Annotated in this window: 20 protein-coding genes; 10 read left to right on the forward strand and 10 right to left on the reverse strand. The window is 48.2% G+C overall.

All coding sequences use genetic code 11. The features are described from left to right. Positions 1-558 precede the first annotated feature (558 nt). Positions 559-1,326 carry an SDR family NAD(P)-dependent oxidoreductase gene (locus ACUTVW_RS13290; protein ID WP_445646242.1) on the reverse strand — a complete coding sequence of 256 codons (768 nt, stop codon included), beginning with the start codon at positions 1,324-1,326 and terminating at the stop codon, positions 559-561. A 200-nt stretch (positions 1,327-1,526) separates the two neighbouring features. Here ACUTVW_RS13290 and ACUTVW_RS13295 point away from each other — a divergent pair, with 200 nt between their 5' ends. Continuing rightward, positions 1,527-2,162, forward strand: coding sequence for a TetR/AcrR family transcriptional regulator (locus ACUTVW_RS13295; protein ID WP_445646243.1), 636 nt, complete (start codon positions 1,527-1,529; stop codon positions 2,160-2,162). 71 nt (positions 2,163-2,233) lie between these two features. Here ACUTVW_RS13295 and cobA read toward each other — a convergent pair whose 3' ends face one another. The 4 genes from cobA to nirB are packed head-to-tail and all read right to left on the reverse strand — an operon-like array spanning position 2,234 to position 6,707. After that, positions 2,234-3,004, reverse strand: a complete 771-nt coding sequence (gene cobA, locus ACUTVW_RS13300; protein WP_445646244.1) for a uroporphyrinogen-III C-methyltransferase — start codon at positions 3,002-3,004, stop codon at positions 2,234-2,236. Beyond that, positions 3,001-3,882 (reverse strand): formate/nitrite transporter family protein, encoded by an 882-nt coding sequence (locus ACUTVW_RS13305; protein WP_445646245.1) that lies wholly within the window; start codon positions 3,880-3,882, stop codon positions 3,001-3,003. The genes cobA and ACUTVW_RS13305 overlap by 4 nt, the downstream gene beginning before the upstream one ends. A gap of 49 nt (positions 3,883-3,931) precedes the next feature. Beyond that, on the reverse strand, positions 3,932-4,249 hold the full coding sequence (gene nirD / locus ACUTVW_RS13310) for a nitrite reductase small subunit NirD (RefSeq protein ID WP_445646246.1): 318 nt from the start codon (positions 4,247-4,249) through the stop codon (positions 3,932-3,934). Between the two features lie 16 nt (positions 4,250-4,265). Next, a complete protein-coding gene (nirB, locus tag ACUTVW_RS13315) occupies positions 4,266-6,707 on the reverse strand; it encodes a nitrite reductase large subunit NirB (RefSeq protein WP_445646247.1) in 2,442 nt (813 codons plus the stop codon). 661 nt (positions 6,708-7,368) lie between these two features. Here nirB and ACUTVW_RS13320 point away from each other — a divergent pair. Beyond that, positions 7,369-7,962 carry an ANTAR domain-containing response regulator gene (locus ACUTVW_RS13320; RefSeq protein ID WP_445646248.1) on the forward strand — a complete coding sequence of 198 codons (594 nt, stop codon included), beginning with the start codon at positions 7,369-7,371 and terminating at the stop codon, positions 7,960-7,962. An 18-nt stretch (positions 7,963-7,980) separates the two neighbouring features. Beyond that, positions 7,981-9,057 (forward strand): anthranilate phosphoribosyltransferase, encoded by a 1,077-nt coding sequence (locus tag ACUTVW_RS13325; protein ID WP_445646249.1) that lies wholly within the window; start codon positions 7,981-7,983, stop codon positions 9,055-9,057. A 133-nt stretch (positions 9,058-9,190) separates the two neighbouring features. Here the strand turns inward: ACUTVW_RS13325 and ACUTVW_RS13330 are convergent, their stop codons facing one another. Next, positions 9,191-9,739: an acyl-CoA thioesterase gene (locus ACUTVW_RS13330; protein WP_434748879.1), complete on the reverse strand. Its 549-nt coding sequence runs from the start codon at positions 9,737-9,739 to the stop codon at positions 9,191-9,193. 205 nt (positions 9,740-9,944) lie between these two features. Continuing rightward, entirely contained in the window at positions 9,945-10,568 is a 624-nt protein-coding gene (locus ACUTVW_RS13335) for an acetate uptake transporter (protein ID WP_434748880.1), read from the reverse strand. Positions 10,569-11,063: 495 nt separating this feature from the next. Between ACUTVW_RS13335 and ACUTVW_RS13340 the strand changes: the two genes are divergently transcribed. Continuing rightward, a complete protein-coding gene (locus tag ACUTVW_RS13340) occupies positions 11,064-15,998 on the forward strand; it encodes a rhamnogalacturonan lyase family protein (protein ID WP_445646250.1) in 4,935 nt (1,644 codons plus the stop codon). Between the two features lie 416 nt (positions 15,999-16,414). Beyond that, a complete protein-coding gene (locus tag ACUTVW_RS13345) occupies positions 16,415-16,591 on the forward strand; it encodes an aspartyl-phosphate phosphatase Spo0E family protein (RefSeq protein WP_445646251.1) in 177 nt (58 codons plus the stop codon). A 174-nt stretch (positions 16,592-16,765) separates the two neighbouring features. Here the strand turns inward: ACUTVW_RS13345 and ACUTVW_RS13350 are convergent, their stop codons facing one another. After that, entirely contained in the window at positions 16,766-17,695 is a 930-nt protein-coding gene (locus tag ACUTVW_RS13350) for a response regulator (RefSeq protein ID WP_445646252.1), read from the reverse strand. A gap of 442 nt (positions 17,696-18,137) precedes the next feature. Between ACUTVW_RS13350 and ACUTVW_RS13355 the strand changes: the two genes are divergently transcribed. Beyond that, positions 18,138-19,574 carry an alanine/glycine:cation symporter family protein gene (locus ACUTVW_RS13355; protein ID WP_445646253.1) on the forward strand — a complete coding sequence of 479 codons (1,437 nt, stop codon included), beginning with the start codon at positions 18,138-18,140 and terminating at the stop codon, positions 19,572-19,574. Positions 19,575-19,732: 158 nt separating this feature from the next. Here the strand turns inward: ACUTVW_RS13355 and ACUTVW_RS13360 are convergent, their stop codons facing one another. Next, positions 19,733-20,572, reverse strand: a complete 840-nt coding sequence (locus ACUTVW_RS13360) for a methyl-accepting chemotaxis protein (protein ID WP_445646409.1) — start codon at positions 20,570-20,572, stop codon at positions 19,733-19,735. A gap of 293 nt (positions 20,573-20,865) precedes the next feature. Here ACUTVW_RS13360 and ACUTVW_RS13365 point away from each other — a divergent pair, with 293 nt between their 5' ends. Then, complete coding sequence (locus ACUTVW_RS13365; RefSeq protein ID WP_445646254.1) at positions 20,866-21,558, forward strand: Crp/Fnr family transcriptional regulator; 693 nt, start codon at positions 20,866-20,868, stop codon at positions 21,556-21,558. A 207-nt stretch (positions 21,559-21,765) separates the two neighbouring features. On the opposite strand, the gene pepT is transcribed toward ACUTVW_RS13365, so the two are convergent. Further along, on the reverse strand, positions 21,766-23,004 hold the full coding sequence (gene pepT / locus ACUTVW_RS13370; protein ID WP_445646255.1) for a peptidase T: 1,239 nt from the start codon (positions 23,002-23,004) through the stop codon (positions 21,766-21,768). A 371-nt stretch (positions 23,005-23,375) separates the two neighbouring features. Between pepT and ACUTVW_RS13375 the strand changes: the two genes are divergently transcribed. From ACUTVW_RS13375 to ACUTVW_RS13385, 3 genes are all read left to right on the forward strand, one after another. Then, positions 23,376-23,594 carry a 2-hydroxymuconate tautomerase gene (locus tag ACUTVW_RS13375; RefSeq protein WP_445646256.1) on the forward strand — a complete coding sequence of 73 codons (219 nt, stop codon included), beginning with the start codon at positions 23,376-23,378 and terminating at the stop codon, positions 23,592-23,594. Positions 23,595-23,982: 388 nt separating this feature from the next. After that, complete coding sequence (locus ACUTVW_RS13380; RefSeq protein ID WP_445646257.1) at positions 23,983-25,017, forward strand: NADH:flavin oxidoreductase/NADH oxidase; 1,035 nt, start codon at positions 23,983-23,985, stop codon at positions 25,015-25,017. Between the two features lie 766 nt (positions 25,018-25,783). Next, on the forward strand, positions 25,784-26,203 hold the full coding sequence (locus ACUTVW_RS13385) for an SRPBCC family protein (protein WP_445646258.1): 420 nt from the start codon (positions 25,784-25,786) through the stop codon (positions 26,201-26,203). Positions 26,204-26,350 lie beyond the last annotated feature (147 nt).

The following is a 26,350-nucleotide window of genomic DNA, read 5'->3' on the forward strand; positions in this document are numbered from 1 at the left end:
TTTCGGATGTAATTAAACCTAACGATCAGGAGAGACGTTATTCTCGGAGTAGAGGGTCATTTTTGATGAAAATAGGGTGTTTTTACTGAAATAAGGTTCCTGGTGATCGTTAGATTAGGAAATGTGCCGAAATGGCCGAAATAAGGTTTCTGGTGATCGTTAGCGTAGTGGATGAGTGCCGGATGAGTGCCGGATGAGTGCGAAGCTATTGCATATAAGAAAAGACCTCAACTTCACACAAAAGGGAAATCCCTTAATGGTGGTGTCGAGGTCTTTTAGCATCAAACTAGCGGTATGCCAGTAAAAAAACTCTTGCAGACTGGCTGGATGTCGGTAAAATTTGGCTACACGCTACACGCTACACGCTACACGCTACACGCTACACGCTACACGCTACACGCTACACGCTACACGCTACACGCTACACGCTACACGCTACACGCTACACGCTACACGCTACAGGGCATCTCACCCGAGGACATCGCGTAGAGTACACGCCCGCAGATTCTACTATGCGCCCTTCCATATGGCAATGATGTTGGTGTTACCAATTACCTATTACTGTCCCATCATACCGCCATCTACAGTGTAGAGGGAGGCAGTAACATACGATGCTTCTTCGGACAACAGGAAGTTCATCACGGCTGCAACTTCTTCCGGTTCACCGTAACGCCCCATTGGAATGGCAGATACCGTAGCGGATTGGTAATCTTCCACGTTGCCGGAGTTAGCTTCGATCTGACGCATCATACGCGTGTTAATTGTGCCTGGCAATACAGCATTTACCCGAATGTTGAACGGTGCCAGCTCATTGGCAGCGGTACGTGTGAGACCAACAACGGCATGTTTGGACATAATATATGGAGATACAGCCGGAGCACCCATCAGACCTGCGAGGGAAGAGGTATTTAGAATCGCACCGGATTTTTGTTTTTTCATCACAGGAATGACGTTCTGCAGACCAAGGAACACCCCGCGAATATTCACGTTGTATACCGTATCAAGTGCTTCAACACTCAGGTCTTCAATTAGACCCGTTGGGCCTTCAATACCGGCATTATTCGCAAAATAATCGATACGGCCAAACGCATCCAGCGCTTTTTGTACATAATTTTTAACATCAGCTTCATCGGATACATTGGCTTTAACTGCAATGACATGCTCCTGATCGAGATTCAATTCAGCAATCGTTTTGGCAATGGCTTCTTCGTTCAAATCCACCAATACCAGATTGATTTTACGTTCGGCCAGGCGACGTGCAAGCTCTTTACCAATACCTCCGGCAGCTCCTGTAATTACAGCGGTTTTTGTGTAGGATGTACTCATGATTGAATCGTCTCCTTATAATATATAGTGGGCAGGTAAGTTCCAAAAGCCCGAAAACCTGTCGTTGTAGTTCCTGTCTTAATGTTAAGATATACGTAAACGTGTGACAATAATCATTGACAGCGCATATGTCAGCTAATGAACACAGATGTAAGCGTTGTTTATTTAGGTTACAATAATGGACAAAGGGGGCAAAAGTGTTGATTATCGAACATCCTCAGGATCGGAGAGCACGAAGAACGCAGGATGCGATCATCGCTGCGGCAGTGTCTTTAATATTGGAAAAGGGAGCTGACGCCCTGACCATCCGGGATATCACGGAACGAGCCGATTATAATCGGGGGACCTTTTATTTGCATTTTCCCGGCAAACCGGAGCTGCTGCAATTTCTTCTGGATGATTTTCTGCAAGGATTAGGGCAGGCTTACGCCTCACCTTATGCTAACCTTACAGAAGTGGACATGACCGGACTATTACCTTCAACTATGCCTGTTTTTGAATATATTGAAAATCACCAGGATCAATTCAAGGCATTGATGACGATGCATGGGGATATGGCGCTGAGGATCAACAATGTGTTCCGAAATTACCTTATGGAAGACTTCATTTTGATAACCGAGGAAAGTGAGCAGGTTATTAATTACGATATCATGTTAAGTTATCTCGTATCCGCAACCGTGGGCGTTGTTATGCATTGGGCGGAAGAAGGGTTCAAATATTCTGCTCATTATATGGGGGAACAGCTGACAGCTCTGATTAACATCAAACCGACCCGCCTCCTGATTGAACCAGGGCAGAAGGGCCGGACAATGCATGAGCGTATGCTGTTGGACTAGAGGATGTACGTGCTGTGAATCGGTTCAGTCCTAGGAGAATTCCGTCGGTTTAGTCTACGTACAGTTCAAGGTTAACCCGTCATCGAAGCGGATGCGGCGCGCTCCATCTGGAGTAACTGTTCGCGAATAAGCACGGACTCTCCAATCATAATTAAAGCTGGATTACAGATATGATGCATAACAGCTAGTGTCTGCAACTCGGCAAGAGTACCTGTAACAATCCGTTCTTCACTTGTTGTCCCACGCTCAATCAGTGCTGCCGGTGTATGTTCGGTTTTGCCGTGACGAAGCAATTCCTGCTGAATCTGTGGCAACTGACTGATTCCCATATAGATCACCAGCGTATCTACACTGTGCGCAAGCAGATCCCAACGAACGGAAGATACACGTCCATCACTGCCGGTTCCGGTGACGCAGGCAAAAGAAGAAGCGACTCCGCGATGCGTTAGCGGAATCAAAGACGAAGCAGAGGTACCTACTGCCGAAGTGATACCGGGGATGATCTCATACGGAATGCCTGACTCTGCCAGCACCAGCGCTTCTTCACCGCCGCGGCCGAAGATGAACGGGTCACCCCCTTTGAGGCGAACGACTTGTTTACCTTCTGCCGCATGTGATGCGAGCATACGTCCAATCATCTCTTGGCTCATGGAGTGAAGACCAGGAGCTTTGCCACAGTAAATGCGGAGAGCACTATCCCGCGCCTCGGCAAGTAATTCATCTGTGACAAGTCGATCATACAGAATGACATCAGCGGACTGAATCCGTTTCAGGGCTTTCACTGTAATCAGTTCGGGATCTCCAGGGCCGGCACCAATGATACTTACCATCCCCCGGCTCATGACCGTGTCCCCAGTTTTGGCGCAGCGTCAGAGCTCATCAATCCGGAGCGACCGCCCTGAATGGTAGCGAGTGCAGATGAGAGCTTCGGAGAGCTTCCCCGGTGATGTGCAAAATACAAACCGAAACCCGTAAATACAGCGCCACCCAAGAGGTTGCCCGCCAGCACCGGAATCTGATTCCACAGCAACCAGTCTGTAATAGTGACATGGGCACCGAGCATCATGCCAGCCGGGATCACAAACATATTCACAACGGCGTGTTCAAAACCTTGGGCGAAAAAGATTGTAATGGGCAGCCACATCGCTACGATTTTACCCAGTGTGGACGTGGAGGTAAGCGCCATAACAGCTCCGAGTGTAACCATCCAGTTACATAGAATGGCTTTAATGATTACGAGCACGATCCCTGCTCCGCCCAGATGCTGATATCCCAGTGTTTTCGTCTCGCTGGTCTGAATCAGTGTCTGAACTAGCGGGTGACTCATATCCGTTCCCATTTTGGTAATCGTCAGGCCATATAAAAGCGCGTAAAATGCACACCCAATCAGGTGACCGATAATCACCCAAAAGTAATTACGAAACATATCGATAAGCCTGACTCTGCGCTTCATCACTGCAAGTGGAATCAGGGCAAAGTTTCCTGTTACCAGTTCGAGACCGAGCAGAATAATGATGGCAAATCCTGCGGGGAAGATGAGTGCACCTGCCAAACCAAGCGAAGTTTGAGACACGGCAGTATACGCCAGTGTAGTGGCAAAGGCAAGGATGGCCCCCGCCAAGAAACCGCGGATCAACATCTGTACCCGGTTCATTTTGGCTTTATGTTCACCAACGTCAACCATGGCTTGCAATACTTCTGCAGGTTTAACAAAATCCATCGTGCACCCCTCCTTCTGTCAGCATTGTCTTGTGACACTAATCAATTGGTTAACCTGCAATCGTAATATAGATATCTCCGCTATCTCCGTCCACTTCTGTTTTGTATGTGTTCAAGCAGCCATCGTCCGGTTCATGTACCTTGCCGCTCCGCAGATCGATCTTCCAGTCGTGCAGTGGGCAGTGAACGGCAGTGCCGCAGATCATGCCCTCCGATAGCTTGCCGCCCTTGTGAGGGCAGCTATTTTCCACAGCATGCAGGCTGCCGTCACTGAGTTTGAAGACTGCAATTTCGGTATCCTCGACCAGAAAGGTTCGAGCCCCTTTTTCATCAATATCGGCCATATGCCCAATTCGGAATTTACTCATCGCTGATCCTCCTCTTCTAGTGAGCTACCGGTTCTGCACCGGACAGTGGGGTAAAGTTTTTACGCAATTTCTCATCTTCGATAATTTCTTTCCAAGGATCTACCGTGTGACCCAGTGTCACTTCCAGACGTTCAACCAGTGCGAGACGTACATCTCGATCTGCAAGAGCCTCCTTCACATGATCCAGACCCACCCGTTCAATCCACGCCGCTGTTCTCTCATTCCATTTGGCATTCTCTCTATAATATTGCAGGTAAGCGTAAGTCCACTCTTCGACTTCGGCATCCGTCTTCACCGTACATAACAGCTCGGCAGTACGTACCTTCACACCGGCATTGCCTCCAACATGAAGCTCCCATGCGCCATCGATGGCTACAACGCCCAGATCTTTAATCGTTGCTTCGGCACAGTTCCGAGGGCATCCCGAAACGGCCAATTTTACTTTTGCTGGAGCGACCATCTTGTCGAGTTTCTTCTCCAGACGAATGCCCATTTCTATGGAATCCTGTGTACCGAAGCGGCAGAACGTATTACCTACACATGTTTTTACCGTACGTAAAGCTTTGCCGTAACCGAAACCGGAAGGCATGTCGAGCTCTTCCCAAATTTTCGGCAGGTTCTCCTTCTGTACGCCAAGCAGGTCGAGTCGTTGTCCGCCCGTAAACTTCACCATCGGCACATCATACTTCGCTGCAACCGTGGCGATCTTGATCAGTTCGGCAGGTGACGTTACACCGCCATAGATCCGTGGAATAACAGAATACGTACCGTCCTTCTGAATATTGGCGTGGTAACGCTCATTCGTGAATTTGGATACCCGCTCATCCTCATACTCTGTCGGCCAGATCATACCAAGGTAGTAGTTGAGGGAAGGACGACATTTGGAGCAGCCCTCCGGCTCATCCCAACCGAGTACGTTCATGACTTCTTTGACGGTTTTCAGACCCATTTCTTTAATTTGGGCCACAATTTCATCCCGGTCATACGAAGTACATCCGCAGATACCCTCTTTGGTCTGCTCACCTACATTGTCTCCTGCATAATACGTGAGCAGCGATTCTACGATTGGTTTACATCCGCCGCAAGAAGCTGATGCTTTGGTGCAGGACTTAATGGCGCCGACGGTGTTACATCCTTTATTGAGAACAGCATCGCCGATAGCAGCTTTCGTTACACCGTTACAACCGCAGATGATCTCATCATCGGGCATGGCAGCCATGCGCTCTGCCACAGACGGGCCAGTGCCGGAACCGCCAGAAGGCACGCCGAGCAGAATTTCTTTTTCACGGCCGCTGATATTCTCACCGCTTTTTATCAAGGAGAAGAGGGATGCGCCATCGGTCGTATCGCCGAACAACACAGCGCCAATGAGCTGACCGTCTTTAATCACCATTTTTTTGTATACACCGTCTACATCGTCCTGGATGCGGATGCTGCGTGTATCTGGCGAATCTTTGAATTGTCCGGCAGAGAATACATCGACGCCCGAAACTTTCAGTTTGGTTGAAGTGACCGATCCTGCGTAACCATCCGTTGCTGCACCCGCGAGTCTTTTGGCGAGGACCATACCTTGTTCATATAAAGGAGCAACGAGACCATACGCGATGCCGCGATGTTCCGCACACTCTCCGACAGCCGAGATACCTGGAATGTTGGTACGCATATAGTCATCTACGATGACCCCGCGATTAACGTCCAGTCCGCTGTTTCGAGCCAGTTCAATCTGTGGACGAATACCGACTGCCATGACAACCAGGTCTGTCTCAAGCACCGTTTGATCGGTGAACCGCAGCGCCTTAACCCGGCCTTTGCCTGTAATCTCTTCCGTATGTTTGTTCAAAAGGAACTTCATGCCCTGCTCCTCCAGCTCACGCTGAAGCATTAATCCTGCAGGCAGATCGAGATTTCGATCCATCAGGTGTCCGTTAATATGAATAACGGTTACGTCCATACCCAGATTCAATAGTCCGCGAGCAGCTTCAAGACCGAGTAGTCCGCCGCCGATCACAGCTGCTTTGCGATACTTTTTCGAGGCATCCATCATCGTTTCACAGTCTTTGATGTCACGGAAACCGATGACCCCTTCTTTGTTCGCACCTGGAAGAGGCAGAATGAATGCTTGTGAACCTGTCGCCATAATCAACTCATCGTAGGAGGCGTGAACCCCGTTCTGAGATACAACTTCCTTGCGTACGGTGTCAATCTGCACGACAGAATCACCCGGATAGATATGGATACCGTTATCTTCGTACCAGCTCCAGTCGTTAATCACGATATCTTCAATCGATGTTCCGCCTGCCAGAACAGAAGACAGCATGATTCGGTTGTAGTTTGGATGCGGCTCTGCGCCAAAGACGGTAATGTCGTACGCATGTGGAGCAAGTTTCAGAATATGCTCAATTGTACGGATTCCCGCCATCCCATTGCCGACTAGCACCAGTTTCTTCGTTGTACTCATTGTGGTTAGCCCCCTCAGATCCATTTCTGTATTCTGCTCACTGCTCTGTCTTCGCCTTATCCTGAAAAATAGAAAAAGCCTGTCATGCCTCGGAGGACTGCGTATACGCATACGCATCCCTTTGCTCCGAATTTGCAAAACAGGCTTCATTGCCGTTTCAACCAGCTACGCCGTTGTAACTGTGAGTGATCTTTCGTTTATGGAGTTCTTATGGCTTAACTATAAAAGAACGATCCTTTCATGTCAATATAGTTAACATAAAAAAGTATTTGAAATTTGAAGTTAATTATGTTTACATGAGTTTAAAGAAAAGTGGAGTCGGCGATGGGGAAAAATGATGTTCTATCATATCTATAAGAAAATAACTTCATTTATTGCACTAAATACATTATTCAATGTAGGAAAGGTGCCATGACAAAGATCTATAATCGTTTTTAAATCCATCTTCATCCAGAAAATATAGGACGACAAACAACAAGAAATAAAGCCTCTATGACGATCTACCTCAAAAATGACTCCGAGTGACTTCAGGATTTCAGGGATTTTGTATATATTTCTTCATTTTTGTTAGATAACATGACACATTTAGTGCTTTCATGTGGTAATGTAATAAAAGTGAGGGCGGTGTTTGTGTACTAAAATAAGGAGGGATTGATCCATCATGCGATCCATATTGGTCATCCGTGTGCAACCCAATCTGGCCAGCTCGTCCGAAGTAATCCCTCTGACACCAGAGAAGCTGCTCGGGACCGTTGGCTATCAAGTACAGGTCTCGGACAGTGAGGCAGAGGTGATGAAGCTAGCCCGTGAGGTGGACGCTTCCATCCTGCACCTGTCTCTAGCGGACGTAGCTTACTGGGTGAACCGTCTGGGAGAGGGGAAGATGGATACTCCGCTACTCTGGTGGTGTGCTCCGGATACAGCGGCTTCCTCTGCCAACGACTGTGAGGTTGATACTTCATTTGATGGTATTCTTACACCGTCTATGGCCGGACCTGAAATCCACTGGACACTGCACTTTGCTGCACGGCGTTATATGGAACGCAAGCAATGGGAGCAAGAGCGGAAGCAGCTGCTTTCCAAGCTGGAGGACCGGAAATGGATTGATATGGCGAAGGCCATCTTGTCTGATCTGAAGCAGATATCCGAATCGGAGGCGTACGATCTCTTACGTAAAAAAGCAATGGATGAGCGCAAACGGATGGTCGATGTAGCTACCGCAATTGTAAAGGCGCATCAACTGCTCCAGTCATAATTGAAAGGAGGATGCTCTATGGATATGTCTCAAATCCTCAGAGAGGTTGGACGTGGAAAGCGAGGTTCGCGTGATCTGAATTATGCAGAAGCGCTGAACGTTGCTGAGCATATATTGAAACAGCAAGTTTCTCCTGCTCAGACAGCTGCATTTCTAATGGCCGAGCGGATGAAGATGGAGAACGTGGAGGAAATGGAAGCTTTTGTGCATGCATGCAGGAATAGCGCGGAGCGTTTCCCTGTATTTCAGGATAGTTTGGATTGCGCCGGTCCTTACGATGGACGAACCAAGTCATTTATGGCTACTTATCCGGTGGCATTTGTGCTGGCTGCAGCCGGATTGCCGGTTACTCTTCATGGCAGTGAACCTTTGCCGCCCAAGTGGGGAGTTACATTGTCGGTTGTGCTTAGAGAAGCGGGGGTGGATACACGCAAGATGAACCGGGAGGATGCTCTGAGTGCTGCTCGCCACACAGGTGTGATGTATGTTTCCTCCGAAGACTGGTGTGAGCCGCTGCGCAGGCTTCGCCCTTTACGGGAGGAACTGGGTTTTCGGACAGTGCTGAATACAGCCGAGAAACTGATTGATTACAACCATTCGTCATATCTTGTATATGGGGTGTTCCATAATACGTTTCTGGATCGAATTGCGAAACTGCTTACCCGTTTTCAGTATCAACGTGCTTATGTTGTTCAAGGCATGGAAGGATCAGAGGATATGTACATTGATCGCCCCACACGTGTATACGCTGTGGAGGATGGCGGGATGAAGCTTGAACTCATAGATCCTTCAATCTATGATCTGGATATGCCCGTGCCTGATATGATCTGGACCGCAGCGAAGCAGGTTGAAGTGGCGGAGAGTGTGCTGCGCGGGGATGGCCATCTCACATTTGTTAATCAGGTGTTGTTAAATGCGGGCTTTCGCCTATATGTTGCCGGACGTGTCCCTTCCATTGAGCAAGGTATATATACCTGTAAGCAGCATATAGAGAGTGGAGCTGCATTCCGCCTCTATCAGCAGTGGTGTGTCTCTATGGGTGGAGAGTTGCCGGATAGCAGAACTGTATCCATCTATCCGGCATCATCTGGCTAACAAGTTGCTTATAAAGTCGTTAAACCGCGTGTTAACTCTCCTGACACATGCATTTTAAGACTCTCAAGACTCTCCTTACAGAGTGAAGAAAACGCAGCGCAGCCTGCGATCATGGCGTCACTCTGTGCTTCTCTTACTCCCAAGGGTACGTTACGGTCAGGAAGTTAGCGAACTTTTTGCTCTCTTCCCGCCGTTGTTTACGCATGGCTGCCCGGTCAGGTGCGGTCTCGTAAAGCTTTTTCTCTTCTTCCGTCTCCGGAATGATTCGGGGAACGATTAATTTGCGGTTGTTTTCATCCAGGGCCACAAAGGTCAGGAATGCTGTTGCTGCGATTTTTTTCTCCCCGGTCTTCAGATCCTCGCGAATGACTTTCACAAAGATTTCCATGGAACTTCGGCCTGTCCACGTAGCGAATGACTCCAATGTTACGGAATCGGTTGGATTAATCGGATACAGAAAATCGACAGAGTCGGTTGATGCGGTGACGGTATTCACCCGGCACAACTTGGATGCGGTGATAGAGGCAATATCATCAATGTAAGACATCAGTTTGCCGCCGAACAAGGTGTTATGATTATTGACATCTGTCGGAAACACCCTTGCTGTTTTGTAACAGCGCGTTTCACGTACATATTTTCTCTCCGTTTGATCCATCTCCGTAGGTTTGGGTATCTCTCTCATGTCTCTTCCTCCTTGAAGTATGGCTGCTCTGACTCTATTTTTAAATGCAGCATGGTTCACTATTTTTTGGGGGGTTAGAAGGTTTTCTTCCTAGTATAGGTGTCGGTCAGAATCATATTCAAATGTAGAGCGATGAGGCTCAATCATACCAAAAAAACCGCCAGGCGCGGACCGGCGCGCAGGCGGTGGAACCTCAATCTGTATATTAAGCCTTAGGTCTGAAAATGCCGGACGGTTTGCCAATCGGCAAGAATGTATAACCGAAGTGAGCATTCAGAACAGAAGCACCCGTACCGTACAGGGACACAATACCGATTCCCATCTCAGCATAAGCTGCAATGGTGTGGAAGATATGTGGTGCTACGCCGAAAGCGTCAAAGGTCAGACCAAGGAACAGGAAATCGATCAGAATGAAAATGATAAGCAATACTTTGTTGGCTTCAACAGCGCCAATCGTCATGAACAAGGTGAAGATCAGATATCCGGCAAAAGCAAATCCAAGTTGCTTGCCATCGGTCTGTTCGGCAAGTGTAGAGCCGAACACGCCCATTTTGATCATCCAGTTGGCGCCCATGGCGAACCAGAAGAAGGCATATGCACCAAAAGCAGTGGTGCCGAACGTGTTATTGCGTTTGGAATCCTGAATACATGCGAAGAGCTGGGCAAAGGCACCCAGGAAGATCGCCCACGGAATAGCGTAGCTAAGTCCATCGGTAATGCCGAGCTTTTGGGAAGAAGCGACCAGGGTTACAATCGCCAGCCCAAATAATCCCATCGCGCTGGGATCGGCGTTTATGATTTTGACTTTAGTCTGTGACTCGGTTTGCATGGTGTTGATAAGCCTCCAATAATATCAAATCTGGATGATGAGCCTGTATAGGCCATCCTCGAACTTCATTTGGCATCCGCCGGACCCGGACACACATATCGACCTATTGTAACCGAATGCCCCGGTTATGAAAAGGGATTTTATTACCTGAAACGCCGGAAAACGGTTGCTTGTGTGACAGCCAGTTGAATGGGTTACCAATATATCGGGTTTGTGGTGAAAAAAGACGGATAATTACATGTTATTACCAGACAATTCACGTTAGTATCGAATGGAAATCACATCCGCGGTTCGAAATGTAGTGTGTGTAATAGCAGCAGAATGTATGAATTGCGGTGGGAAGGGGGGGACTAGTAGCAGGCAAGGCAGCAATAGATGTTTTTATAACTGACAAAATGCAAGCGCTTACTTATCTGGTTTATAGCGAGAAAGTCTGTACGTTCCATGATGAAGAAGTGAACAGGACAAGATGAAGAAGCGAAGGGATGGGTGTTGATGATCGCAAAAAAGACACGTAGGCTCAGCTTGATTTTGCTTATATGCTTATTTACGATTTCCAGTTTGGGTTGGGGTGCATTCTTTGGTACAACAGCAGTAAGTGCAGCCGAACCAGATTCGGCTACTGCTACGGGGGAAACAGCCGTTTATCGATATGATTTTGGATCAGGAGCAGTAGCAGATGGATATACCGGTGTGGGGGCGGATGCAGTTTATACATCGGAACGGGGATATGGTTTTGCGGATGTCTCCAAAGTGACGGTGCAGGATCGTGAGATCGGCGATCCAATCAAATCTGATTTTGCAACGTTTGCTGCGGGTGGGCAATTCAATGTGGATCTGCCGAATGGTGACTATACGGTCTCGCTTGTTGCAGGGGATGCTGCCGGAGCTACAGAGATTGCAATTGATGTAGAAAGCATGAACAAAGTGCAGCTGAACAGCAAGGCGGCAGGTGAGTACTTGGAGATGAACTTTGACATCGCTTTGGTGGATGGTCAGATGAATCTGGTCTTCTCCGGTGCCGCTGCGAATCTGAATGCACTGGTTATTACGAAGCAAGCTGAACGCGAAGCTGGAAGCAAACCTGTTCTGTATCTGGCAGGCGATTCAACGATGCAGACCTACAATCCGTATTGGGAGCCGCAAGCGGGCTGGGGGCAGATGTTGCCTGCCTTTTTTAACGATACCGTGGAGATCAAAAATCATTCCATTGGTGGACGTAGCTCCAAATCATTTATTTTCCAAGGGCGGTTGGATGAAATTCTGAGAGTGATCCGTCCGGGAGACTATCTGTTTGTACAGTTCGGACATAATGATGCCACGATCAGTGTACCTGACCGTTATGCTTCGCCAGCCGATTACAAAATCTATCTAAAAACCTACATAGACGGTGTGCGGCAACGGGGGGCAACGCCGATTCTGGTGACACCGATGGGGCGCAGGGATTTCAATGCAAACACAGGTAAGTTCCATGTATCCTTCCCGGAATATGTGCAGGCAGCAAAAGAAGTGGCGTCCGAAAACAATGTGCTGCTGATCGATCTGAGCAAACTCAGCATCGAATATTATGATTCGATCGGGCCTGAGGCTACGCTGTCGGTGTTCCTGCATGTTGCACCGGGCATCTATCAAGCGTTCCCTAACGGAGTTGCCGATAATACGCATTTTCAGGAGTATGGTGCCATCCAGATCGCAAGAATGGTTGCCGGTGCGGTACGTGAACTCGATATTCCACTGGCAGGTGCCGTGCGAGATGCCGAGGTGCCTGCCGAGGTTCCGGTGAAGCCAAGCGGTCTGAAAGCTGGCAGTATCAGCAACGCGGGTGCTGTGTTGAAGTGGACAGCGGATGATTCAGCAGATATTTACAAAATTTATCGCAAGCTGTCCTCCGAGCCGGCATCTGCGTATACGCTTGCTGGAACAGCGACGATTCCAACCATGACCTTATCCGGCCTTGCCGAAGGTGAGACCTATACGGTGCGTGTGACCGCGGTGAATGGTCGCGGCGAATCCGAGCCTTCGGACGAGACGAGTTTCACAACGAAGTCGGCAGCGTATCGATATGACTTTGGCCCGGTAGGCTCTCCGGTCGCGGAAGGGTATAACGAAGTGAATCGGAATACCTTATACACGCCGGAGCGTGGGTACGGCCTGACCTCCTCGGCTAATATGGCGGACCGGGATCGTGGCAATGCCACGGATGCGCTGCGCCGTGATTTCGTGATTTATTTTGGCGGGAATTATGAATTTAAGGTGGATCTGCCGAATGGCAGCTATTCGGTTAAAGCCTACATTGGGGATTGGATCGGCTCTGCCCGAACGAACGTTAATATCGAGGGTAAAGACTACGGAACCGTGTCTTCGGGTGCCCAAAATATAGCCGAAAAAGTGATCAACGATGTTCAGGTTCAGGATGGTCAGATGAATCTGGTGTTTAGTGGACAGACCGCGCACCTCAACGGTTTGGAGATCACACCGACGTTTATGGCTCCTTCGCGGCTTCAACTCGATGATCTCGATCTGAACAATGATCCAATCCGTGCGGTATTGTCGTGGGAGGCGGCTGCCGGGGAAGTGCAGTACAACGTCTATCGGCAGTCTGCGGGGGCTGCTATACCGGAATTGCTCGCCACGGTTGATGAGCCAGCCTACACGGATAATCAGATCGAACTTGGCATGGATTATGTGTACACGGTAACAGCAGTGGATCAGACGGGAACGGAATCGCTCGCGTCCAATGCGCTGAATGTATCTACGATTGATCCAAATGTAACGAAAGCGGAAGTGCCTTCCGGTCTGACGTTACAAGAGGTTAATAAAAACGATGCTTCCTTCACATGGAATGAAGCTGCGGGTGCACGCTTTTACCAAATCTATCGCTCCAAGAACGAGGATGGAGCTTATGAGATGATTGGTCGTACGAAGGAGACTTCATATAAGGATTCCACCATTCTTAGTACGGTTCCGTATTACTATAAATTGGCCTCAGTGAACGCAGGCGGTGTATCCGAGCTGTCCGGCGCGCTTGAAACCCCGGTAGCCACAACACTGAACCGGGCAATGGAATATTTGGATCGTGCACCCGTTGCGGTGAAAACGGAGCAAGGCAACTACATTGGCTGGCGCATGCTCGGTCTGGATCCGGATTCGATTGCTTTCAATCTGTATCGTGATGGGGTGAAGCTGAACGCAGAGCCGCTGACGGGAAGCACGAACTATACGGATGCCGAGGGTACGGATAGCTCAAAATACCGTATTACGAAGGTAGAAAATGGAATGGAGGAGCCAGCGACGAAGGAATTCGGTGTATGGCAGGAGCAATATCTCTCTGTGCCTTTGCAGAAACCTGCTGATGAATATACCAAAGACGGGCAGCCGTATTCCTACTACGCAGGGGATGCCAGTGTCGGGGATGTGGATGGGGACGGCGAGTACGAAATTGTGCTCATGTGGTCGCCGAATAATGGCAAGGATAACTCTCAAGCCGGAATTACCGGCATTGTATATATGGACGCCTATAAGCTGGATGGAACTCGTCTCTGGCGGATCAATATGGGGCCGAATATCAGGGCGGGGGCACATTACTCACCGTTCCTGGTCTATGATTTTGATGGAGATGGCCGGGCTGAGCTGATGATGAAGACCGCAGATGGAACCGTTGACGGGCAAGGGAAGGTCATCGGGGATTCGAGTGCGGATCATCGCAACAGCTCCGGATATGTGCTGCTGGGCGATGAGTTTCTGACCGTATTTGATGGAGAGACCGGGGCGGCACTGGATACAGTGAATTATGATCCGCCGCGCGGAGACGTTGCTGCATGGGGGGATGGATACGGAAATCGGGTAGACCGCTTCCTTGCGGCTGTAGCCTATCTGGACGGGGAGCATCCAAGTGCCATGTTCAGCCGTGGATACTATACACGTACGGTGCTTGCTTCTTACGATTTCAGGGATGGCAAGATCAGTCAGGTATGGCGCTTTGACTCGAACGATGCAGGTTACGGTTCATATGCTGGCCAAGGGAATCACAACCTGTCCGTAGGTGACGTGGATGGTGATGGCAAGGATGAGATTACCTTCGGAGCGATGGCTATTGATGATGACGGTAAGCCGCTCTACAACACAAGATTGGGACATGGAGATGCCATGCATCTGAGTGACCTTGATCCAACCCGTCCGGGGATGGAGGTATTCGGGGTACACGAGGATAAAAGTTCGAAATACGGTATGGAGATGCGGGATGCAGCTACGGGTGAAGTACTGTGGGGTGTGTTCACAGGTATGGACACGGGACGCGGCATGGCGGCTGATATCGATCCAAACTATCCGGGAGCTGAAGTGTGGGCTGCTACGATTACCAATGAACAGCACATTCCCATTACCGGATTGTACAGTGCCAAGGGAGAGCTGATCACAACCAAGATTCCTTCCTCGACTAACTTCGGGATCTGGTGGGACGGTGATCTGTTGCGTGAGCTGCAGGACGGCATTCGAATCGACAAGTGGGATTACAAGAACCAGACGACGGTTAATCTGCTGACGGCAACGGGGGCTGCTTCCAATAATGGCACCAAAGCCAATCCAAGCTTGCAGGCCGATTTGTTTGGCGACTGGCGTGAGGAAGTCATCTGGCGCAGCCAAGACAGCTCCGAGCTGCGGATCTATACAACGACCGATGAGACAGACGTGCGGCTTCGCACGCTGATGCATGATCCGGTCTATCGTCTAGGTGTAGCTTGGCAAAATGTAGCCTATAACCAGCCGCCGCATACCAGCTTTTATCTGGGGGCAGATATGGAACAGCCGAAGGCACCCAATATCCGCTATGTCGGTGGCCCGCTAGAGCCGGCGGATGTGCCTGGCACACCTGTCTTATCCGATAATAACGGTCACGGGAACGGGCTTAGCGATGGAACATACACGATTACGATGAACATGTGGTGGGGCAATAACGGTACGGAATATAAGTTGTATGAAAATGGAGTGCTGCTCGATACTCAGAAGTTATCTGCATCTACCCCTACTGCTCAGAATGCATCTACTTCCATTCAGGGGCAAGCTAACGGCACGTATGTATATACGTGTGAGCTGAAGAGTGCTAAGGGTAAGGCGGAGTGCCAACCTCTGACGGTAATTGTTCGTAATGCTGAACCATCGAAGCCTGAGCTGTCCCATGACAATTGGGATGGGGATGGCCAGTACACGATCACGATGAATCTGTGGTGGGGCACCAATGCGACATCATACCGGTTATACGAGAATGGTATAGAGATTGATAGCCAGCCGCTGACGGCATCTACTCCGAATGCGCAGGCTGCCAAGATAGAGGTCAAAGATCGTGCTGTTGGGGAATACGAATATGTCGTGGAATGGATCAATGCAAGTGGGAAGGTCACGAGTGAACCAATGCAGGTCCAAGTTAAGCACTAATATTCAATGTCCTATTGGACTAATGTGTGAATAGCCTTCAACATGACAGTCAGGGCAGCTCATCGGACGTAAAGTAGAGGTAAAGAGAGCATCTCTTCGATCTTAAAAGGACACCAACCAGGTGTTCGAGATTGGAGAGGTGCTTTTTGGTTTACTTTTATAAAATACACAATTACGACACAACCCCATTCGAAGCGGTATGAGCGTAAACGGGGGTTTGGGTATAGAGTTAGGGTAAGGTGGCACCACAATGTTGCATCTGGTATTTTTCACCAATCTCTATTAGAATGGAATCAGCCCTTTCAAATTTTGGAGAAGCATACAAAACATCCATGTCTCCTATGCCATATGTTAATCCAATTATAGATTGACAGAAAACACTACAATGGAACAGAAATAAGGAGGTATCTGGAGCCATGGTTATGAGTTTGGATCTGAAGAACAGAATAGAAAAGGCCAGGCATAACCTTCATAAACTGGTGGAGCATAACAAGGGAAGGCTTGGACATCCCGAAGTCATTCGGCAGTCGATGGCGCTGGACGAATTAATTAATGAATATAATCGAATATCCCGGAATCAGACGCGAACGTGATAGCGTATCAATCGGGAATGGAACTATATAGCAAGGCCTCATCTTATGAATATGTATGGCTTAGGCACACAGCACAGCATACAAAACAAGGAAGGGCATGAAGAGCGCCGGAAGGGTTAACCCAGCAGCAACGTGAGGGAGCCTTAACGGCGGATCATTCATGCCTATTTTTGTTCAGTGAAGCATGCGTTTCGCTTCCAGGTACAACACTTGTACGAACTTCTTCGTATTAATGCGGGTCTGGGACAATGAGGGTTCCACGTTGTTTTGCAATTCGAGCATTTTTTTGCGAATCTCGGTAAAATCAAAAAATTTGGAGGCATAGTTCTCGAATTTCGGATGTGTATAATCCGTCAAACCAAGAGACACCACATGACTTAATGTCTGGAAAATGGCTCTGCGCACTCGCTGTTCCGATGCTTTCACCTCTTTGGTAATGTCCGCAGCCGAGGCGTCTTGCCCCAACTTACGCTGGGCTACATGCTGGAAGATGTCCTTGAGTGAGGGGAAAGTGTATGGCGACAGCTTATGCTCCTCCGTCTCTACCTGCTCCAGATATTCCAGCATGTCCAGCAGATCCCGGCTGCCAGCCTCTCCGATCATGCCCATCTCGGACAGCAGAAAATGGCCCGTGGTGGTAATCGTTTTGTCGGGAGCCTGTGCCTGCTTGCGTTCACCTGTCTGCAAGCCCGTCAGTCCTTGCAACGTGCGCTGGATGTCGGCAATAGACTGCTGCATCCGTAATCTCTCCTCGACCAGCCGCAGCACCGATAGAATCTCAAGCCGGTTAATCGGTTTCGTAATATAGTACTCAATACCGAGAGAGTAGGCTTCCCCAATCATATTTTTGGACTCAATCTGGGAGATCATCACGATCTTGCCTTTGAACCTTCCTTCAAGTGCCCGTACCGTCTGAATTCCATCCTGATGTGGCATTAACAGATCAATCAGCAGCACATCCACCTTATGCAGCTCGAGCAATTCGGCATGAATATGTGCCCCGTCCTCAGCTTCCCCGGCAATGTCACCCAATCCCTCATCTTCAATAATGTCCATTAGCATGGAACGCACGCCTGGATCATCATCCACGATAAAATAACGCAAATCCGTCACGTCCTTTCCGGTTCATCATGGTGTTACAAATAATGCTCTATGTTAAAAGGCGGTTCGTCTCGCCATAAAAAGTTTGTTTGATTCTACATAAAGACTATCTCGTGCATCTGAGATACCCCTCCTATCATACTTCTATCTTGCTTTTCTGCATAGAAGGTTACACAGAAGCTTACATGTGAGGTTAGATGACAGTAGCTGGGTGAGAAAGACGCGTTTTTGAAAAAAATGTACAGAAATCATGTAGGTATTTGTCGATTTCGGTAGGTGTAATTGTAGTATAAGTAACATACATCCGTCTGAGCCTGTTGTTGTGTAAAATGTTGCAAATTTTCAGCTGTTTCAAGCATAACATCTGATCAGACATACGGAGTCTCAGGATGAAGAAACGAATGCAATAGTCTTTTTATAATACATCAAAATAAGGGGCGTATCGATGGAGCAAACAATACAAGATGTTGTCGTCGTTTTCAATGATTTTCTCTGGTCTAAGCTATTAATTATTCTACTCGTTGTGTGCGGTGTCTATTTCACAACGAAAACGAGGTTCATGCAATTCCGCATGATCGGTGATATGGTCAAGGTGCTTAGAGAGCCAAAGAGCAAGGAGCCGGGCAAAATCTCCCCATTTCAGGCTTTCTGTATCAGTATGGCTGCACGCGTGGGTACGGGAAACATTACAGGGATTGCACTGGCTATCGCCCTGGGTGGGCCTGGAGCTGTGTTCTGGATGTGGATTATCGCGATTATCGGATCGGCTTCAAGCTTTGTTGAGAGCACACTGGCTCAGATCTACAAAATTAAGGACAAGGGCGGGTTCCGCGGAGGGCCGGCTTATTATATGGAGCGAGGGCTTGGGAAACGGTGGATGGGAGTCCTGTTTGCCATTCTGATCACCCTTTCGTTCGGCCTGGTCTTTAACGCTGTACAGTCCAACACCATTACCGTGGCATTCCAGAACTCCTTCGGAACGGATCGTTTAACGGTTGGCATCATTATGGCTGTCGTTTTTGCAGGCATCATTATGGGCGGAGTTAAACGGATCGCAAAAGCGTCAGAGTATATCGTGGTGGTGCTCGCCGTTCTGTATATTGGCGTTGCTGCGTTTATCGTGCTGGCAAACATTACTGAACTTCCGGCGATGATCATGCTGATTGTGAAAAACGCCTTCGGCTTTGAACAGATGGCAGGCGGTACACTAGGTGCCGCGCTGATGAATGGCGTTAAGCGTGGATTATTCTCGAATGAAGCCGGGATGGGTAGTGCGCCGAATGCTGCGGCAACGGCAGATACGACTCATCCGGTCAAACAGGGTCTGATCCAGGCGTTTGGCGTTCTGACAGATACGCTGATTATCTGTACGAGTACAGCGATGATTATTTTGTTATCCGGGGTATATCAGGGTTCTGATCTGGGTGGAATCGAGCTAACTCAGGCTGCGCTCAGTGTACACATGGGTTCATGGGCTTCAGGCTTCCTGGCTGTCATGGTATTCCTGTTTGCTTTCAGTACGTTGATCGGCAATTATTACTACGGGGAAACCAACATTGAATTTATTAAATCGAACAAGGTGTGGCTTTGGATTTATCGTGTTGCCGTCATTAGTATGGTGGTGTTTGGAGCGGTAGCGAAGGTGCAGCTGGTTTGGGATTTGGCTGACCTGTTCATGGGGTTGATGGTTGTGGTGAACCTGATTGCCATTCTGATGCTGTCCAAAGTTACCTTTGAAGCGTTAAAGGATTACAAGCGTCAGAAGGCCGAGGGACGTGATCCTGTATTCACCCGTGACCGGATTCATCTTCCGGGCGAGATTGAATGCTGGGAGTCGGAAGAAGAAGTAACAGGTGCTAAAAAGCTGGATGCGACAGGATAACAAGATGCTTTCATTCAAATGATATCGTGTATATGGCATAACAAAACAACAGGACTTGGGCTACCATGATGGCATTCCAAGTCCTGTTTATTACATTTGAAGTCTTTCAGCAAGGGAGTTAATGCTGACAGGGCAGTATATGTACTGCCTCTGTTACATTACTTTTGTATGGAGTAACTGATTAGCTGCTCCGACAGAGCTTTCATGCGTGCACCTGTGTCATTGAGCTTCTCGATCACATCCGTGAAGGATGCAACCAGTGTGGCCTGTTCTTGTGAAGAAGCAGCAATCTGGGACACTTCAACCTCCATCTGCTTGATCACCTGTTGTACATCTTTCAGGCTCACATCGATATCGGTCGTTGCTTGTTTTGCATCAACAGAGAGTTTGCGCACTTCGGATGCAACGACACCAAACCCGGCACCGGCTTCACCTACACGGGCTGCCTCAATTGCGGCGTTCAGGCCAAGCAGGTTGGTTTGTTCCGAGATTTCACGAATGAAACCAGCAACCTTGTTAATTTGGGATGAGTTCTGCACGGCAAGCCGTGTATTCTCCAGAATCTGCTCACTGGTTGCCTGTAATTCCTCGGCATGGGCTGCTACATGCTGTACCATATCCACGAGGTTAGCATTGATGTCTTGATTCTCTTGGATAATGTCCTCCAGTTGATTCTGATTGGACTGGTCATAGGATACACAGAATACAGCCGCAACGTTATTGTTGTCATCAAAGATGGGAACGTTCAGCGTATCCAGCTCTACTCCAAACACTTCTTTGGGCAATGTAGAGAGTGTAGATTCCCGGCCGTTTTTCAAAACGGCATAGTTCTGATAAGAATCGATAAGCTTCATGCCTTTTTCAAATCCAAGATCGAACTTATCTGTCATAATTACATCTAATACTTTCTCGTGGTCATACACGGTCAAGCTGGCTGGCTCCCGCAGGATCAACTTAATATACGGCAAAGCTTTTAACAGTGCATCAACAATGTTTATGTTACTCATGGAACAGAATCATCCTCTCAATATTTAAATGTAAAGTGAATTGGAAAATTTGCAGAACCTCTATTGTTCATCGGACAAAAATCGGATATCCTGAATGCCTAATTAGATGAAAATCGAACTATTTTCGAAAGTTGTTCCAATTTTTTTCCAAGTGGTACGTTTTCTTGGATATTAGTTCTAGTTACGGCTGTTTTTATGCCAATACATAGATGCAAATTAAATTAAAATATAGGACATGTGTCCGTTTTTGAGTATCAGGGAGATTACATTGGAGGTAGAGCTGGATGAAGGAAGTACTGAACTTTGAGCTTATGCGACAGCTTGCCAGGGAGTATGGATTAGATCAGGTGCTGGACGAAACGGTGCTTGCCGAGCTGCGTCTGCTTGAGGCAGATAAAGGAGAAGTTATTTGCGAAAAAGGGGAACGTCCTGAACGTTTATATTTTCTCGTTCAAGGCAAGCTCAAGATCTTCACAACATTGCCGAATGGCAAGTCACTGCTGCTCAGGTTCAGCACACCGCTCGCTCTAGTCGGTGACTTGGAGCTGGTCAATGGGAAAGAGGCGAACAATACGGTGCAATCGGTGAATCGCAGTTTGCTGCTTGCCATTAGCTACCGTGCCATTCAGAACACCTATGCCGAGAATCCGAAATTCCTCCATTTTATGCTTAGTCAGGTGACACACAAGCTGTACACGTTCTCGAACCTGTCGAGTTTGAACATGCTATACCCTGTCGAGAGCAGGTTCGCCAGTTATCTTTTATCTATAACGGAACAGGATTCAACCGTCTCGGAAGAGATTCAGACATCTAAACTGACGGAGCTGGCCGATCTGCTCGGTACGAGCTACAGGCATCTCAATCGAGTCACGCAGGACTTATGCAATCGGGATATCATTCGCAAGGTAAGGCGGAAGATCGTCATTCAGAATGTCGAGGAGTTGCGAGCAATCGCAGGAGGCAATATGTACGAGTGAGTTGAGGAGACATGTACGAATAAGTGGGTGTCTTTGTGCCATGAACCGGTCATTCGCTGACTTACTTTACATTTCTTGTACTCCGCATGCCTCGTTCCCACCCTTGATAGCACAAAAGGCACCCTTCAATGGAAGGGTGCCTTTTCATTCGTTATGTTGTGTGTTGGCGTATCTTTCCTAATTCTATCTTCCTTGGCTATGTTCCATTCAGATGTTTCCCTGCTGCTCGAACAATTGCGCGATTTCTACAATGACTTGTGCGGCTTTTACCATATTATCCACCGATACATACTCGAACTTGCCATGGTAATTCTCGCCGCCTGTGAAGATATTCGGTGTTGGCATGCCCATATATGAGAGCTGGGAACCATCTGTTCCGCCTCGAATCGGGCGGATAATCGGCTCAATGCCCAGCCTAGTCATGGCTTCATGCGCGATATCAACGATCTGGCGGACAGGCTCGATTTTCTCACGCATGTTGTAATACTGGTCATTCATCTCCAGTGTAATACGTTTATCTCCATACTTGGCCTTCAGTTCATTCGTGATGTTTAACAGGTTGGTTTTGCGTGCTTCAAACTTCTCCCGGTCAAAATCACGAATAATATACTGCATCTTCGTCAGCTCAACATCACCTTCCATCGACAGCAGATGGTAGAAGCCTTCGTAACCCTCTGTGGATTCAGGTGCTTCCTCTACAGGTAAGCGTCCATTTAACTCCATCGCAATTTTCAGAGAACTCACCATTTTGCCTTTTGCCGTGCCGGGGTGCACGTTAGTACCATGCACTGTAATTTTGGCAGCAGCTGCATTAAAGCTTTCATATTCCAGTTCGCCGAGCGGACCGCCGTCTACGGTATAAGCGTATTTAGCCCCAAAAGCAGCAACATCGAACTTGTGAGGCCCGCGGCCGATCTCTTCATCCGGGGTAAAAGCAACCCGAATTTTGCCGTGTTTCACTTCCGGATGCTCAATTAGATAAGCCATCGCCGTCATGATCTCCGCAATGCCTGCTTTGTTGTCTGCACCCAGAAGCGTTGTGCCATCCGTGGTAATCAACGTATGACCTTTGTACTCATGGAGTTCCGGGAAGTCTTGGGTGGACAAAATAACGTCCAGTTCCCGGTTCAGCACGAGGTCTTCACCATCATAGTTTTCGACCACTTGCGGTTTCACATTTTTGCCGGTAAAATCGGTTGCCGTGTCGAGGTGGGCGAGGAACCCGATGACTGGCACATCTCTGTCCGTATTGGAAGGAAGGGTAGCCATCACATAGCCGTTCTCATCCATCGTCACTTCCTGCAATCCAATGGACGTGCACTCTTCTACAAGCAGCTTGCCCAGCGCCAGTTGTCCTGGTGTGGATGGGCAGGTTTCACTATTTTCATCGGATTGGGTATCCATCTGTACATACGTACTGAGTCTTTGGATTAATATATCTTTCAAGTCGAATCTCTCCTTTATGGGTAATCTATAGGTTGAATGCAGGAATGGAACGTCGGAACGTCAGGGCTAGTTCATGTATAACGTTAATATCCCTTCCTCACACCTTGAAAATGCCTGTCCCATTAGAGTGTAAGGTCTTGCCTGTGATGGTGAAGTCCTCTTATGTCTAAAGGCTGGTGGCAAGATATTCCTTCTGTAGGGATCGTAACGATATCATATCATGTTTTGGCCAGATTTCGAGAATGGTATTCTGCTGAAGGGGATCGAAGTGAATCTGGAACGGTTGTTGATGGAAGGGCACCAAAAAGTGCGTACTTGAATTCTCGAACCTCAGGTTCATAATAGCTATGAAGAAAGGATGTGTTTAGAACATGCCATTTATTACAGTGAAGATGCTGGAAGGCAAAACAAAGGAGCAGAAGCGTCAGTTGATCGAACGAATGACCGAGGTCGCTTGCGAGACATTGGGTGTGGAAGCAAGCAAGGTATTTATTTTCATAGAGGATCTGGAGAAAGATAACTACGGCAAAAACGGCAAAATGTTCTCCGATCTGGATGCAAACGGAGTCAGTCAAGGAAAGACCGATTAAAGCAATGCAAGTGAAGGAGAACGTGGTAGCAAAATGTAAGCATGCAAAGTGAGATTTGAAGGGTTCATGTTCGCATTCGCAAAATGGTTGCGGAGAGCGCTAACGATCAGGAGAAGCCTTATTTGGGCGAATTTAGCCATTGCCATTTTCTAACGATCACCAGAGACGCTATTTGGATAAATTTGCTTCAGTGGAGACTGTTTTTCGGGTTTTTCGATGAAATAAGGTTCCTGGAGATCGTTAGAATTCTGACAGCTCCATTCAGGGGAAGATAAGCTTCCTGGTGATCGTTAGAGCAGAAACCAGGCGGATGACATGATCACGAAGCTGAACAATGAAGCGAACAACGAAAAGGAACTATAGAACAGGAATAGGAGTTGCATGAACCATGACAGAGCAATTATTTTCCCCGTATCAATTCAAAAGTCTACAGCTGCACAACCGTGTCGTTATGGCGCCCATGTGCCAATATTCGGTGACAGCTAAGGACGGCATCCCGAATGACTGGCATCAGGTTCACTATGTGAGCCGTGCTGTGGGTGGAACAGGACTGATTATTATCGAGATGACGGATATCGATCCGGATGGACGCATTACAGACAACGACCTGGGAATCTGGTCAGATGAACATATCCCGGCCTTTGCCAAGCTGGTGGAGGGAATGCATGCCTATGGCTCCAAAGTAGCAATCCAGATCGCACATGCAGGGCGTAAAGCAGAGGATGCCCCGCAGCCTGTAGCACCTTCTGTTGTAACGTTTCCGGGAGAAAAGTATAAGGAGCCGCGCGCGTTGACCACCGAAGAAGTGGAAGACATGGTGCAGAAGTTTGCAGATGGTGTGCGTCGCGCGGTTCGGGCGGGTGTGGATGCCATTGAGCTTCATGGCGCGCATGGTTATCTGATTCACCAATTCCATTCTCCGCTGATGAATCAACGCGAGGATGTATATGGACAGGAGCTGTCTCGTTTTGGCGTAGAAGTGATTCGTGCGGTGAAAAAAGAAATGCCTGCGGATATGCCGCTAATTATGCGCATCTCTGCAATGGAATATGCTGATGGCGGATATGATCTTGATCATGCCATTGAGATTGGCCGTGCCTATCAGAAGGCAGGCGTGGACATGTTCCACATTAGCTCAGGAGGTGAAGGGCCATCCGGTCAGCGTAAACCTGGAAACTATCCGGGGTATCAGGTTCCTTTTGCCCGTCGTTTCCGCGAGGAACTGCATGTGCCAGTCATTGCTGTGGGCATGTTAGAAGATGCAGCGTTGGCTCAGGCGGTTATCGGTAATGAGGATGCCGATCTGGCGGCAATTGGCAGAGGTATGTTGCGTGACCCGTACTGGGCTAATCATGCAGCACTTGAACTGGGTGTCAGTAAGGATCAGGCGGCAATTGCCGAGCAATATTCGCGGGGGTATTAAATTTGAGGCAGATAGCCGTCCCTGTATGAGTAAGAGTGGAATGAGAATGAAGTAAGTAGTAAGTAGTAAGTAGTAAGTAGTAAGTAGTAAGTAGTAAGTAGGGTTCGCATTCGCATTCGCAAAATGGTTGCGGAGAGCGCTAACGATCAGGAGAAGCCTTATTTGGGCGAATTTAGCCATTGCCATTTTCTAACGATCACCAGAGACGCTATTTGGCTAAATTTGCTTCAGTTGAGGCCGAGTTCCAGGTTTTTCAATGAAATAAGGCTTCTGGAGATCGTTAGAATTTTGGCAATCCCTTTTAGGGAAAAATAAGCTTCCTGGTGATCGTTAGAGTTTCAGCTCTAATATTTCGAATGTGCCAGACTCATATAACTATACTCGGCCTGTTGCTTCATACAAGCTTGCTTCGAGCAGTGGAAACAGAGCATTCACCCTGAGCCTGACATAGCTTGAAGGATGCATCCGTTGCAATGCAGCGGCAGATTGCTATAAAATTCAATGTCGCCTCCCAAGGAGTATCCGGCAGGTTGGGTTACATCATATACCCTGGTGCATGAAGGGCTGACATCGTATTATTTTCCACGAATAAGAATGTTTGAAACACACATGTGGAAGGTGGGATTTCGCATTGCTATCCCTTCCGGCAGCGTTGTTTGGAAATGGATTGTTCAGAGCAGACTATCATAGGAGTAACACACCTTATATGTAAAATGGACTTATTATAGGTTGCGTTCGAGAAGAGCATCAAGGAGGAGGTAAACGAATGGAATCATCATCAACGACATTGCCGGATATTAAGGAAGAACGGTTGCTGATGGCATCTGTAGCAAAGGTATGGCCTAAAGTTTCGACAGCGGAAGGTATGGGGTCATGGTTCATGCCCAGCAATATGGAGGCTGTTGAAGGACGTGAATTTACGCTGGAAGCGGGACCGTTTGGACAGTCTCCTTGCCAAGTGATTGAAGTGAAGCCGCAGCAGAAGCTGGCTTTTCGCTGGGGTAAAGACTGGACATTAACGTTCGAGCTTGCGGAACAAGCTGAAGGCACCCATTTTACATTGATTCATAGCGGCTGGGATGCCGATAAATTGACTGAATTCGGACAGGCTCACGCGGTCATCCGTGAACGTATGGCTCAAGGTTGGGCTGGTCTCGTAGAGAAGCTGGCCGAAGTTATGAAGTGAAAACTGATACGGCGAGCATTGCCCAAGCTCCAGGCTTCTCCCCAGTTTTCCTGGTTGGAGGAAGTCTGGGGCTTTTTGGTTTCATCTTTTTGCACAAGAATGCCTGTAAAGTCTCTTTATTTTGTTGAAAAATGAGCTAAAACTGTT

The organism is Paenibacillus sp. TSA_86.1 (assembly GCF_052691815.1).

Excerpts from the sequence above, each read along its gene's own strand:
- ACUTVW_RS13380 (WP_445646257.1), top strand. The coding sequence starts at position 23,983 with ATGACAGAGCAATTATTTTCCCCGTATCAATTCAAAAGTCTACAGCTG.
- cobA (WP_445646244.1), bottom strand. The coding sequence starts at position 3,004 with ATGAGCCGGGGGATGGTAAGTATCATTGGTGCCGGCCCTGGAGATCCC.
- ACUTVW_RS13340 (WP_445646250.1), top strand. The coding sequence starts at position 11,064 with ATGATCGCAAAAAAGACACGTAGGCTCAGCTTGATTTTGCTTATATGC.
- nirB (WP_445646247.1), bottom strand. The coding sequence starts at position 6,707 with ATGAGTACAACGAAGAAACTGGTGCTAGTCGGCAATGGGATGGCGGGA.
- ACUTVW_RS13320 (WP_445646248.1), top strand. The coding sequence starts at position 7,369 with ATGCGATCCATATTGGTCATCCGTGTGCAACCCAATCTGGCCAGCTCG.
- ACUTVW_RS13290 (WP_445646242.1), bottom strand. The coding sequence starts at position 1,326 with ATGAGTACATCCTACACAAAAACCGCTGTAATTACAGGAGCTGCCGGA.
- ACUTVW_RS13365 (WP_445646254.1), top strand. The coding sequence starts at position 20,866 with ATGAAGGAAGTACTGAACTTTGAGCTTATGCGACAGCTTGCCAGGGAG.
- ACUTVW_RS13305 (WP_445646245.1), bottom strand. The coding sequence starts at position 3,882 with ATGGATTTTGTTAAACCTGCAGAAGTATTGCAAGCCATGGTTGACGTT.
- ACUTVW_RS13355 (WP_445646253.1), top strand. The coding sequence starts at position 18,138 with ATGGAGCAAACAATACAAGATGTTGTCGTCGTTTTCAATGATTTTCTC.
- ACUTVW_RS13385 (WP_445646258.1), top strand. The coding sequence starts at position 25,784 with ATGGAATCATCATCAACGACATTGCCGGATATTAAGGAAGAACGGTTG.
- ACUTVW_RS13335 (WP_434748880.1), bottom strand. The coding sequence starts at position 10,568 with ATGCAAACCGAGTCACAGACTAAAGTCAAAATCATAAACGCCGATCCC.
- ACUTVW_RS13330 (WP_434748879.1), bottom strand. The coding sequence starts at position 9,739 with ATGAGAGAGATACCCAAACCTACGGAGATGGATCAAACGGAGAGAAAA.
- ACUTVW_RS13325 (WP_445646249.1), top strand. The coding sequence starts at position 7,981 with ATGGATATGTCTCAAATCCTCAGAGAGGTTGGACGTGGAAAGCGAGGT.
- ACUTVW_RS13375 (WP_445646256.1), top strand. The coding sequence starts at position 23,376 with ATGCCATTTATTACAGTGAAGATGCTGGAAGGCAAAACAAAGGAGCAG.
- ACUTVW_RS13345 (WP_445646251.1), top strand. The coding sequence starts at position 16,415 with ATGGTTATGAGTTTGGATCTGAAGAACAGAATAGAAAAGGCCAGGCAT.
- nirD (WP_445646246.1), bottom strand. The coding sequence starts at position 4,249 with ATGAGTAAATTCCGAATTGGGCATATGGCCGATATTGATGAAAAAGGG.